At 58.9% G+C, this 11,602-nt stretch carries 10 protein-coding genes; 5 read left to right on the top strand and 5 right to left on the bottom strand.

What is annotated here, in order from left to right:
* Positions 1-3: 3 nt before the first annotated feature.
* The 4 genes from TBK1r_RS27945 to TBK1r_RS27930 form a co-directional block, all read right to left on the bottom strand.
* Positions 4-585, bottom strand: a complete 582-nt coding sequence (locus TBK1r_RS27945; RefSeq protein ID WP_145218256.1) for a flavin reductase family protein — start codon at positions 583-585, stop codon at positions 4-6.
* A 26-nt stretch (positions 586-611) separates the two neighbouring features.
* Positions 612-1,412: an inositol monophosphatase family protein gene (locus tag TBK1r_RS27940; protein ID WP_145218254.1), complete on the bottom strand. Its 801-nt coding sequence runs from the start codon at positions 1,410-1,412 to the stop codon at positions 612-614.
* A complete protein-coding gene (locus TBK1r_RS27935) occupies positions 1,409-2,530 on the bottom strand; it encodes a serine/threonine protein kinase (RefSeq protein WP_145218252.1) in 1,122 nt (373 codons plus the stop codon). Before TBK1r_RS27935 ends, TBK1r_RS27940 begins: the two co-directional genes overlap by 4 nt.
* A 173-nt stretch (positions 2,531-2,703) precedes the next feature.
* Positions 2,704-4,125, bottom strand: a complete 1,422-nt coding sequence (locus TBK1r_RS27930) for a DUF6513 domain-containing protein (RefSeq protein ID WP_145218250.1) — start codon at positions 4,123-4,125, stop codon at positions 2,704-2,706.
* A 560-nt stretch (positions 4,126-4,685) separates the two neighbouring features.
* Here TBK1r_RS27930 and TBK1r_RS27925 point away from each other — a divergent pair.
* The 4 genes from TBK1r_RS27925 to TBK1r_RS27910 all read left to right on the top strand — a co-directional run bounded on the left by TBK1r_RS27925 (position 4,686) and on the right by TBK1r_RS27910 (position 8,188).
* Positions 4,686-5,336, top strand: coding sequence for an RluA family pseudouridine synthase (locus TBK1r_RS27925; RefSeq protein WP_145218248.1), 651 nt, complete (start codon positions 4,686-4,688; stop codon positions 5,334-5,336).
* Between the two features lie 109 nt (positions 5,337-5,445).
* On the top strand, positions 5,446-6,237 hold the full coding sequence (locus TBK1r_RS27920) for a menaquinone biosynthetic enzyme MqnA/MqnD family protein (RefSeq protein WP_145218246.1): 792 nt from the start codon (positions 5,446-5,448) through the stop codon (positions 6,235-6,237).
* Entirely contained in the window at positions 6,234-7,367 is a 1,134-nt protein-coding gene (mqnC, locus tag TBK1r_RS27915) for a cyclic dehypoxanthinyl futalosine synthase (protein WP_145218244.1), read from the top strand. Before TBK1r_RS27920 ends, mqnC begins: the two co-directional genes overlap by 4 nt.
* A gap of 14 nt (positions 7,368-7,381) precedes the next feature.
* Positions 7,382-8,188: a segregation and condensation protein A gene (locus tag TBK1r_RS27910; RefSeq protein WP_145218242.1), complete on the top strand. Its 807-nt coding sequence runs from the start codon at positions 7,382-7,384 to the stop codon at positions 8,186-8,188.
* Positions 8,189-8,597: 409 nt separating this feature from the next.
* Here the strand turns inward: TBK1r_RS27910 and TBK1r_RS27905 are convergent, their stop codons facing one another.
* The gene (locus TBK1r_RS27905) at positions 8,598-9,674 is read right to left on the bottom strand and encodes a cytochrome c family protein (protein WP_145218240.1); all 1,077 of its coding nucleotides are present in this window, start codon (positions 9,672-9,674) and stop codon (positions 8,598-8,600) included.
* Positions 9,675-9,887: 213 nt separating this feature from the next.
* Here TBK1r_RS27905 and TBK1r_RS27900 point away from each other — a divergent pair, with 213 nt between their 5' ends.
* Complete coding sequence (locus TBK1r_RS27900) at positions 9,888-11,528, top strand: serine/threonine protein kinase (RefSeq protein ID WP_145218238.1); 1,641 nt, start codon at positions 9,888-9,890, stop codon at positions 11,526-11,528.
* Positions 11,529-11,602 lie beyond the last annotated feature (74 nt).

The raw sequence follows: 11,602 nt of genomic DNA, 5'->3' as shown, positions 1-11,602 counted from the left end.
CCCTCATTCCAGCCGGAAGGTCTCTTTGACTTCCGTGTATTCGCGGCGTCCGACGCGTGCGATCGTGTGCAGGGACTTTTGGTCGACCAGATTGTCTTCGACGTGGAAGTAGACGACGTTTCCGATCACCAGATTCGCTCCGGCAGGGCCGGTTCCCAGTGTGATCGCCGAATGCAGGGTGCACTCCATGGCGGCAACGGCCGATCGGACGCGGGGCGGTTTGACTTTGACCGATTCGATCGGCTCGACACCGACGTGTTGAAATTCGTCGATTTCCGAACCCACTTCGTCGCTGCTGCGGTGCATCGCTTGCGCCACCGACTCGGTCACGACGTTGACCACAAACTGACCGGTGCGTCGCACGTTTTCCAGCGTGTCTTTGGGCAGTCCCTGGGCGTTGTTGGCCGGGGCGAAGCAGACCGTCGGCGGGTTCGCCCCGACGCCGCTGAAGAAAGAAAACGGTGCCAGGTTTGGCACTCCGTCGACCGACAGCGTCGAAACCCAAGCGATCGGTCGGGGCGTGATCAATTGAACCAAACGCAGGTAGGTTTCTTGCAGCGTCAGTTTTTCGACGTCAAATTCCATTTCGGTCTCCCGGGATTCAAACCCGATCAATCCCTGCCGAGCAGGCCGACCATGGTTTCGTGCATCGGCTTGGTCGCGGTGACACAGAATTTTGGCAACCAGTCGTCCAGTTCGGATCCGTCATAGGCGGTCAGCTGCGCCCCGGCCTCGCGAGCGATCACGGTACCGGCGGCGGAATCCCAGGGGCAGACGTTGGTCGCCCAATAGCCGTCCAGACGTCCGGCGGCGACGTAGCACATGTTGAGTGCACAAGAACCGAGTCGGCGAAGTGATCGGCAGCGTTCGAGGACTTTGACGAACCGGGCGACCTCCGGCGAATCCGCTTTGACGCCGGCGGGAAAACTGCACGCGACCAGCGCCTGCGACAGGTCTTCGCAATCGCTGGCCCGAATCGGCCGCCCATTGAGGTGTGCGCCGGCGCCGTCGACGGCGGAGAAGAGTTCGTTGGAGACGGGATCGAGGATCACGCCCAAACGCATCTTGCCGGCGTGGTACAGCCCGATCGAAACGGCGAAGGATTGCAGCCGATGAACGTAGTTGACGGTTCCATCGAGCGGATCGACGACCCAGCACGGCGGCGCGTCGGCGTCACCACTTCGAACCGCCGCGGGCGGGTCATTTTCGCCCTCTTCTTCCCCCACGAACGCATAGCCGCCGAAGGCGTCCATCAGAATCTTGCGAATCGCTTTCTGTGATGCCAGATCCGCATCGGTGACGAGATCTTTGGGAGCCTTTTCGGAAACGGTTCGGTTTTCCCATCGGCTGAGCAGTTCCACGGCGCCGGCCTTTGCGGCCTTGATCGCCAGGTCCAAGTGTTCTTGATTCACAATTCGATTTCGAGTCGTCGGAGTTCTTCCAGCCAAAGCCGGATATCATTGTTGTATTCGGTCGACATGTCACCGATGACCAATTGTCGATGAAATGCCGCCGCACCGGTGTCGACATGCTCGGCGGCTTCGGCATTGGGGAACCGTAAATTCGGGTCGGGCGAGATCAATCCGACCAGAAAGTTCATCAACAAATCGTTGCGACTGATGTCCGCCGGCAACACTTCTTCCAGTCGCGAGGGCAAAGCGAGTTTGGCTTCCACCAGATCACGCAGGCTTTCTTTGCCGGCAAAAATGTTTCGTCCGCTGAGCAGTTCGATCAACACGTAGCCGACACTTGCCAAGTCACTGCGTGGGGTCGCCAATTCGTTTTCCAAGATTTCCGGAGCCGCGTACATCGGAGTGCATTCGCGTTCGCGGGGCGGATTCTTGTATTCGATCGCCGATCCCAAATCGATCAGTTTGGTGTGGCCGCTGCGTTTGAGCATGATGTTAGCGGGTTTGACGTCGCCATGCACGATGCCTTCGCGGTGCAGCGCCGCCAGTGCCGCCAAGCACTCACGCATGATGGCCACGGCGATGCCGGCTTTGAAACGCGAATGGTCGGGTCCCTTGGTGATGATCACATCGTTGATGTATTTGAACCGACGGTTGTCCAAATGCTGGCCCAACAGTTTCAAGCAACTCGGTGCGAGCAGTTGGCGAAGGTCATAGCCGTCGACCCATTCCATCATCATGATGCGGATCCGGTGCCGTTCGAAGAAGTTTTGCACCGCCAGCAGGTTGTCGTGCTGAATCAACGCGACTTTGGATGCAATCGTGGCGATCCGCCGCATCGCCTCGTCGTAGGCGCGGGCGCTTTGGTAGTGCTCGGGGGAGAACACTTTCATCGCGACCGGGACCGTGAACCCGTCCGTCCCGCGATACTCCGTCAGATAGACCTCGCCCTGGCCGCCACGGCCGAGCAGACGAAGCATGTGATGGTGCCCCGTCCAACTGACCTTCTGTCGTTCGATCAGGTGGTCATACCAATGAACGAGTTTCGCGTCACCGCTGGTGTTAACGGTGCCCCGAAATGTAACCGTTGGATTGGGTTCGAAGCGTGTGGTGGATTCCATCGTCGCGACGGTCCGTCGTTTTACGAATAGCGAGAGGGCGAATCAAATGCAGCGTTATGCAGGTCTCTCCGTCTTGACCGGCCAGCTACATTTGGACACTACAGTCTACACGGCCCGCCCAAATTCAAAAGGCGAGAGTTGGTCCCAAATCCCGCAGTTGCGGGTGAATGCAATTATGGCTCCTTGCGATGGCGGCTGCTGCGAGCGAGGCGGTGCAGATCCTCGCGGCGGGTCAGGAACCCCCAATCAAGTGCGCGATCTTGCTCATACTGCTTTCCTAAGGTCAACGCGATCGACGCTTTGGCCATTTCGTAGCCCAGATAAAACGCGTGCCCACGGTCCACATTGTCAGCAATCGGCTCGTTCAGCAGCCTCTCGAACAGCAAAAACGGGTCCTGCTCGCGAAGATACAGCTGACGCGAGACCAAGTGGATCGCATCATCCTGGGCGAACAAACGGTAGTTATTGTCCTTGATGGCCTGGGAAAGCCCCTCCAGAGTGTCCAACGGGAACGAACGCAACCTTCGATCCCGCAGCAGCACCAATTCGTCGGACAGATTCTTGGGAGGAATGCCATTTCGGACCGCCGCATGCACGAGGCGTCGCGCATGGTCACACTCACGCACCGAAGATCGCGCCCAGTTGATCACCTGGGTGGTCAGGACACTTTGAATTCCCAGCTCCTGACAGATCCCCAATAGCACCGCGTTGATGCCGGCCGAATCGGCGTCGGTCAATTCCGTCACGTTGCCGATTCCCATCATCATCGGCAATTCCGGATAGCGTCTGCGCACCTCCGAATAACGCACGATGCTGGCCGCCAATCCCGAACCAATCGGCTCCAAAATCGGATCCAATCGCATCGGGACGTTCCGCTGCGACAAATACTCGATCGTTTCATCCAGGCTGCTGAGATCGGATGGTGAATCAGGAATCACGACAACCTCCGTGCCCCAGCGCTGGGCATGCTCGCGATTCTGAGAATTCACACTCAGCACCAGTGATGCACCGGCACGACAAGCCGCTTCCGCTTCCCAAGGGTCAAACGTATCGACCGAAACGGGAATGCCTTGCGACACCAGCGCGGCAATGTAGTCCGCAATCGATTCAAAGCGTGCGGTTGGATCACACCCGACATCAATTCGATCCGCACCGTCACGCATCAGTTGCAATGCAGTGGTCAAAAATTCGTCCCGGGACAGCCGGGGCACATGATTGATCTCCGCAATGATCTCGATGTCATAGCGACTGAGGTCGATTTCGGAACGTGATTCGCCAAACAGTTCCGCCATGTCGCGACAATCATTCGGTCCGACAACGACTTCGGCCGCGACTTGGGAACGCAACGTTTGGATTCCCGATTCGCAGAACCCCGGCACGATCAAATGAGTCGCTTGCTTGGGCAAATCCAGCTTGCGCGCGAGCCATTTTGGGGTCATCAACGCAGCGACGGTGATCGGCATGACACCGATCGAATAGTCAAACGCATGCCGCCCGGCGAGCGCGTCGACGATCTCGCGGACCGCATGCTGGGCAAGCGTTCCGGTCACGAAGTGCAAGTGCGATGTTTCGGAGAGATCGATAGCCGGTTGCATGTCGCGTTGGCTGAGAGCAGGAAGTGATTGGGCAGTCGGTAACGTTCAAACGGAACCACCGTCCTAAAGGTTAACCGGTTGCGCGCCGTTGACGCGCGCGGCACACCGTGAAGTGATGTTGGAAGTCCAAGATTGTCGTTGAAATCCGCTCCCAATCGCCGCTTTTTTTTTAATCCGATCACACCAGTCGCTCTTGACTGATGTGCGACAACGCGTACAACTTCAATGAGCGAGAGATTCGTGTACGAAGCGAAGTTGCGATTCCGATTGAAACTTCTCTTTGTCGTGGCCGGGATCTCTCGTTTTTTTATGCGCTGAAAGTGACTGCTGCAGAAGGTGACGCGTGTTGAACGGCGTGCAACCTGAAGCAAACGTAGGCTGATCATCGTGACTGATCGCAGCGTGGTATCGGCGGTGCTTTGAGATGGAAGAGAATCTGCCAAGCTGGTCGATACGAAAACGACACCCTGGCAGTCTCTGCGAGGCTTGCGAGTTGATTCCATCCAAGCCCACGATCACCCTGCTTGATCGATTCTTTCCCATGACGCATTGGATCACTGATGGCTGACTCGGACATTCAATTGCTTTGGCAGAGCGATCTGATGCTGGCGGTCAACAAGCCGGCCGGGCTGTCGACCCAAGCTCCCGCTGGAATCGATAGTCTGGAAAGCCGACTGCATCGTCAACTCGCACGCCCGGATGGCTACCTCTCCTTTCCACACCGATTGGATCGGTTCGTCAGCGGCGTGATCTTGGTCGCACTGACGAAAAAAGCCGCCCGACTGTTGTCGGCCCAATTCGCCAGTCGCAAGACGCACAAACAGTACTTGGCGGTCGTCGAAGGCCGATACAAGGCGGGCGAAACGGACCCTCAACAGTGGGACGATTTCATCCGCAAAATGGACGCGTTGCCCCGCGCGGAAGTCTGTGCCGAGACCGCGGCCGGTGCAAAGCTGGCCAGCACGATCGTCAAAACGGTCTCCGTGGATTCCGCCGAGGACACGAGCCGGTTGGAATTGAACCCGATCACCGGACGGATGCACCAGCTGCGACTGCAAACGGCCTCCCGCGGACACCCGATCGTCGGGGATACGACCTACGGTGCGGCGGAACAGCACACCGACCGCATCCTGCTGCACGCCCACCGATTGCAGTTCCACGACCCATCCAACGGTCGTCTGATCGAAATCGAATCGCCTTGCCCGTTCTGAGTGTCAGACCTCGGCGAACGGCGGTGGATCGGCTAAGGTGTTGCGCTCGCGACGTGGGTGCGGTCCACTTACCATCGCGCGTCGTCACCACTGAAATCCGGACGGAATCATGACTCGCCTGGGCGCCGTTTCGTACTTAAACACCAAGCCGTTGATCCACGGGCTCAAAGAAGCCCTGGGCCCCGGTGACTCGTTGACGTTGAACTTGCCCAGCCGATTGGCCAGCCAGCTGCGTTCGGGTGAATTAGACGTCGCGCTGATCCCCTCGGTCGAGTACTTTCGCGGCGACGGTTACCAAATCGTCTCCGACGCCGCGATCGCCTGCCGCGGGCCGGTGTGGAGCGTGCGGTTGGTCAGCCGCGTGCCCGTCAAGCAGATCAAACGGCTGGCGCTGGACGAAGGCAGTCGCACCAGCGCGGCGATGGTACGCGTGTTGTTGTGGCAGATGCACGGGCTGAAACCCGAAACGACGGTCCTGTCGATGGAGCAGTCACCCGAATCGGTCGACGCCGACGCCGTACTGATCATCGGAGACCGTGCGATGCATCCCGAGCGGGGGGTCTACAATGAGATTTGGGACCTTGGGGACCGCTGGTGCCGCTACACCGAAACCCCCTTCGTTTTCGCCATGTGGGTGGCCAGACCCGGGATCGACACCGATGACCTGGTCGACATTTTGCAGCGTTGTCGCGACGCCGGTGTGGAAGCGATGGAATCGATTGCCCGGACCCATGCGGCGGCACATGGGCTGACGAACGAAGACCTGTATCGCTATTTTGCCGAGAACCTTCACTTTCAACTGGGTGAATCCGAACTCGATGGACTGCGGCGTTTCCGCGACGGTTGCGAAGAACTCGGATTGCTCGACACGAAAACCACTGAATCGATTGAAGAATCATGATCACGGACATCCTGGACAAAGCGGTTGCCGGCGAGCGACTTTCGGCATCGGAAGGTTTAACGCTGTTGGAGAGCCACGACTTGGCGGCCATCGGCGCGGCTGCCGACAAGGTCTCGCGGCGGATGCACCCCGAACCGTATCGAACTTACAACGTCGATCGGAATATCAACTACACCAACATCTGCACCGCCGTCTGTCACTTCTGCGCGTTTTATCGCGGCCCCAAGAGCGACGAAGGCTATGTGCTGCCGCGGGAAGAACTGCTCCGCAAAGTCGAAGAGACGGTGGCGGTCGGCGGCAACCAAATTCTGATGCAAGGCGGTTTGCACCCCAAGTTCAAACTCGATTGGTACGAAGAGTTACTCTCGGACATCAAGTCGGCGTTCCCGTCGGTGAATATCCACGGGTTCAGCCCGCCCGAGCTGTACCACTTCACCAAGGTGAACAACCTGCCGATCGAAGAGGTTCTGTCGCGACTGAAAGCGGCGGGCTTGGGAAGCATCCCCGGCGGAGGCGCTGAAATCCTGGTCGACCGCGTCCGCAACGAACTGACTCGGGGCAAAGTCGACTCGGACAATTGGCTCAACGTGATGCGGGTCTGGCACAAGCTGGGCGGGATCAGCACCGCGACGATGATGTTCGGCCACGTCGAAACCTTGGCCGAGCGGATCGAGCACCTCGAGCGGATCCGCGACCTGCAGGATGAAACCGGTGGATTCACGGCCTTCATCTGCTGGACGTTCCAGCCGGACAACACCGACATGAGCCACATCCCGGCGTCGGGATCGTTTGAATACCTGAAGACCCAAGCCGTTTCCCGCCTGTTCCTGGACAACGTTGCCAACATCCAAAGCAGCTGGGTGACGCAGGGATTGAAGATGGGTCAACTGGCGATGCTGTTCGGCGCCAACGACATGGGCAGCTTGATGATTGAAGAGAACGTCGTCGCCGAAGCCGGAACTGTCCACTTCATGTCGTTGACCCAAATTCGTCAGGCGATCGAAGAATTGGGATTCCAACCGCGTCAACGAGACGTGTTTTACAACCTCGTCGACGAAGAATTGGAACAGAAGGCGATCCAGGCGGACGGCCACACGGGGCCGAAAGATTTGGTCCAACTGGCGGTTTAGGCTAAACTGAGTCCATGCCATTCCGCGTCGAACTCGCTATCTACAACGGTCCCATCGACTTGCTCCTCTACCTGGCGCGACGCCAGGAGGTCAGCTTGATGGAGGTCTCGCTTTCCAAGGTGATCGATCAATACAGCGACTACCTGGAACTGCTTCAGGAATTGGATCTGGCCGACATCGGCGACTTTCTGGAATTGGCGAGCATTCTGGTCGAATTAAAAAGCCAGGCGGTGCTTCCCCAAACGGTTGAATCCGACGAGGAAGACGAGCAGATCGAAGACCCGCAATCCGAGTTGGTCGAACGACTGCTGCAATACAAGGAGATCCGGGACGCGGCGGCGGTGCTCGATGAGATGGCGGGACGTTGGCAACAGCGTTACCAGCGGATGAGTGATGACCTGCCGCGACGTCGGATCGACCCGGGCGATCAACCGATCGCGGATTTGGAGATCTGGGACTTGGTCAGCGCCTTCGGACGGATCATGCGCGAATCCGCCGGCCCGCCTCAGACCGAAGTCATCTACGACGACACCCCGATCCACGTTTACATGCAAAAGATCCACACGCAACTGGCGGCGCGGCCGCGTGTGCCGTTGATGGATCTGGTCGAAGGCGGCATCCACAAGTCGGCGTTGATCGGTTGGTTCCTCGCGACGCTGGAACTGACGCGGCACCATGGCGCGGCGGTCGAAGAAGACGAAGCCGGCGACATCGTGATCGTCAAGACCGGGGACTACAGCGAAGATCTGGCGGTCAACGAAGTCGACAACTACGGCAACGACGGCATCATCGCCACCAACCTGCCCAGCCAGCCGAGGTAGCGGCTTGCGGTGGGGCACGCTTCCAGCTTGCCGCCTCGCAAGCTTCAGCTTGGCGTGTGTTAGGGTGGGGCACGCTTCCAGCTTGCCGCCTCGCAAGCTTTAGCTTGGCGTGTGTTAGGTGGGGCACGCTTCCAGCTTGCCGCCTCGCAAGCTTTAGCTTGGCGTGTGTTAGGTGGGGCACGCTTCCAGCTTGCCGCCTCGCAAGCTTCAGCTTGGCGTGTGTTAGGGTGGGGCACGCTTCCAGCTTGCCGCCTCGCAAGCTTCAGCTTGGCGTGTGGTAGGTGGGGCACGCTTCCAGCTTGCCGCTTCGCAAGCTTTAGCTTGGCGTGTGTTACGGGGGGCAAGCTAAAGCTTGCCGGGACGCAAGCTGGAAGCTTACGCCACTCTCACGCAAGCTGGAAGCTTACTTTTACTTTCGTGCGGTCGGGATGAAGGCGTCGAGGTTGGCGAGTCCCTGGCCGTCGCACTCGGCGGCAAACCGGTAGCCGAGCGCTGCGATCTGATCGGCCGCGGCGGTCAACTCGGCTTCGTTGTTCAGCTTGAGCTTGACGCCCGCAACGACCTTCAGGATTTGATCCAGGATCGGTTCCTGGACTTTGGCTGTAACGCTCTGCAGCCGCTTCGACGCACGGCTGGCGCGTTGCGCGACGGTCATGGCGAAGGTCGCTTTCTGGGTCGCAACAGCGGTCGCCCGCAGCGATGCCTCGAGTTCGGCGATCATGCCGGCAACAAACATCACGCGCAACTGCTCGGGTGTTCGTGTCGCGTTGTGCTTGCCGTCACTGTCAACAAAGTTGTGACGGATCGTCCCTTGGCTCCACGAGACGAATTCAAAGTCCAGTGACCCGGCGGAATGACCGCCGACGTTGACCAATTCTTCGTCCGCGGTGGTATGGCATCGCAGGCAGCTTTGCGCGACCAGATAGACGTTTGCAGGATTACGCATCCCTGCTCGAACGCTTTGCGCGATCCGTTCGGCGCGGTGCTCGGCAGACTCCGTCAAACGCGTGACGGTTTCGCTGCCGTAGTGGTGATGCACGTCGAGCCAGTCTTTGGCGGCACCATGACACGATTCACACGAGACGCCGGCAATGACGTGATGCGCCGCGTCGGAACCGGGCTGTCCGGCGGCGTCAGTTTGCTGGGTGTAGTGACACGCGACACAGCGACCGGAGTGTTTGATCGAACGCAGGCCCAGCTTTGACGCGATCTGCTTGGCTTCGGGTTTGCGATGCAATTGGTCAAACGTCATCGCGTGCGGCGTCGTCTGCCAAACCTTGACTTCCGACGCGTGGCATTTCACGCAAGCGTCATGTCCGACGACACGACTTGGGTCGGCGGGCTTGGCGATCCCCAAATGATGGGCGGCGGACAACGCGTCGCTGTGTTCGGCCGAGACCCAACTGGTTTGCGCGTCAGCCGAAGTCGTTGTGATGACAGCGAGAAAGAAGAAAACCGAAAGGATGGCTCGATGGCGAATCGTCATGGTGTGTTGCGGAATGTCGGGTGGCGATCGGATCGTCAGGACTGGAATATTCGGCAAAGCCGTCGACCGCATCGATCGTCGGTTGTCCGGAACTGAACCCTACGTCACGCAACGCCACCCTGTCGCACCATCCATTTTGTGTCATCAGAGGTTATGCTATGGATTCTGTCCGTTGCGTCCCAGCTGTCGACCCATTGCACGATCCATTGCACGATGCCCCGAAGCCGCCTCGGCCCACTCGCGATCGAAACGAAACTTGGCGACCATCCGTCGACGAGCTCGGTGTGGCGTGCGATCCATGTCCAGTTAAAAAAGTCGATCGCCGTCAAGATTTTTTCGGCGCCCTTTGGCGGCACGCCGGAAGCGCGACGATTATTGGCCGACGAGTGGGAGCACTTAAAGACGCTGTCGCATCCCGGCATCGCGAAATGTTATGGCGGCGGGTTTGAGGAAACCGACGCCTACCTGGCGTATGAATTGATCGACGGTGAAACACTGTCCAGCCAGATCGAACGGACGGGACGATTGTCGTGGGAGAACGTCTTGGAGATTGCCCAGGGCATCGCCGACGCATTGGAATACCTGCACGGCCAGGGTGTCGTTCACGGGGCAATCTGTCCGGACAAGATCATCGTCGCCGGCTTCGCGCCGGTCTTGCTGGACCTTCGTACCGATCGGTTCGGATCCCCCTTTCGCACCGCCCGCCCACCGTCGGTCGATCAAGTGGCCCGACAGCCACCCGAATCAGTTGCGGCCGCCGTCGGTAACTCGGTGCCCCCCCCACAACCGTCCGCCGACCTGTATGCCCTGGGCGTGTTGCTGTATCAGGCGATCACGGGGCGTTTGCCGATCAGTGGCGAGACGATGCAAGAGGTCCGCGAGAACGTGCAACACGAGCAACCGCCGACGCCGGCCTCGATCGTGTTGCAATGCCCGGTTTGGTTCGACAAGCTGATCATGCGATTGCTGGAAAAGGATCCGGCCAATCGCCCGCCCAGCGCGACCGCCGTCAAAATGGCGTTGGTCGAAGTCCGCAAACGATCTCTCTCGCGCACCAGTGTTGCCGAACACACCAGCAGCGGGTTCAGCCCGTTGCAAGTCACCAATCAACAAGACAAAGACGAAGCCCGCACGTTGCTGGGACGCGGCGTCATCGATCTGAATGCCATCGAGGAAGAAGACGAAGTCCCCGACAACACGGTTTGGCATGACCAGCCCTGGTTCTTGTTGGGCGGTCTGGTGTTGTTGTTGATGCTGTTGGCCTACGTCGCCTGGCCTGCCAGCGAACAGTCGCTGCGGGAGCGTGCCGAACGGCTGATCGCAATGGACACGCGGAAGGCGTTGGCCGAAGCCGAAGACGAACCGCTGCGCGAACTGTTGGTGCGTTTTCCCGACGGCCCCCACGCCGAGTGGGCTCAGCAGCAGATCGACGTGATCAACGTCAAACAGTTCCTGCACCAGCTGTCGGTCAAGATCAAGAACAACCTGCCGATGAAGAATCAAGGCGAACTGCTGCACAAGCAGGCGCAAGAGTATTCCGCCAACGGCGATTTCGCCAAAGCGATCGACATGTACCACAGCATGGTGACGGTACTGGGCGACGATCCGGAGTACGAAACCGCCGTCAATGCGGCCCGGTTTCAAATCGCGATTTTGGAAACGAAATCGGCCGAAGAAAGCGATGCGGCGAAGATCGTCCAAGCGCGGCTGGACGAGGCGGATGTATTGCTCAGTGAAAACCAAGTGGTCGAAGCGCGCAAGATCTGGTACAGCCTGGTCGAACTCTACGGCGACAACTCTGACCTGAAGCCGTTGATCGACATCGCCCAACAACGCCTCATGGAAAACAAATGAGTTCTTACCCAAAGCTGCGCTTTGTATTAACGCGATAGAAACACGCATCTGATACGCTCCGCCCCTGTCTGAGG

The sequence above is a fragment of the Stieleria magnilauensis genome (assembly GCA_007753675.1).
Taxonomy (GTDB): domain Bacteria; phylum Planctomycetota; class Planctomycetia; order Pirellulales; family Pirellulaceae; genus Stieleria; species Stieleria magnilauensis.
Note: the sequence above shows the minus strand (reverse complement) of the source record. Positions and strands in the feature narration are given on the sequence as shown.

Coding starts and splice junctions, on each gene's coding strand:
- TBK1r_RS27945 (WP_145218256.1), bottom strand. CDS start 585: ATGGAATTTGACGTCGAAAAACTGACGCTGCAAGAAACCTACCTGCGT.
- TBK1r_RS27925 (WP_145218248.1), top strand. CDS start 4,686: ATGGCTGACTCGGACATTCAATTGCTTTGGCAGAGCGATCTGATGCTG.
- TBK1r_RS27900 (WP_145218238.1), top strand. CDS start 9,888: ATGCCCCGAAGCCGCCTCGGCCCACTCGCGATCGAAACGAAACTTGGC.
- TBK1r_RS27905 (WP_145218240.1), bottom strand. CDS start 9,674: ATGACGATTCGCCATCGAGCCATCCTTTCGGTTTTCTTCTTTCTCGCT.
- mqnC (WP_145218244.1), top strand. CDS start 6,234: ATGATCACGGACATCCTGGACAAAGCGGTTGCCGGCGAGCGACTTTCG.
- TBK1r_RS27920 (WP_145218246.1), top strand. CDS start 5,446: ATGACTCGCCTGGGCGCCGTTTCGTACTTAAACACCAAGCCGTTGATC.
- TBK1r_RS27935 (WP_145218252.1), bottom strand. CDS start 2,530: ATGGAATCCACCACACGCTTCGAACCCAATCCAACGGTTACATTTCGG.
- TBK1r_RS27910 (WP_145218242.1), top strand. CDS start 7,382: ATGCCATTCCGCGTCGAACTCGCTATCTACAACGGTCCCATCGACTTG.
- TBK1r_RS27930 (WP_145218250.1), bottom strand. CDS start 4,125: ATGCAACCGGCTATCGATCTCTCCGAAACATCGCACTTGCACTTCGTG.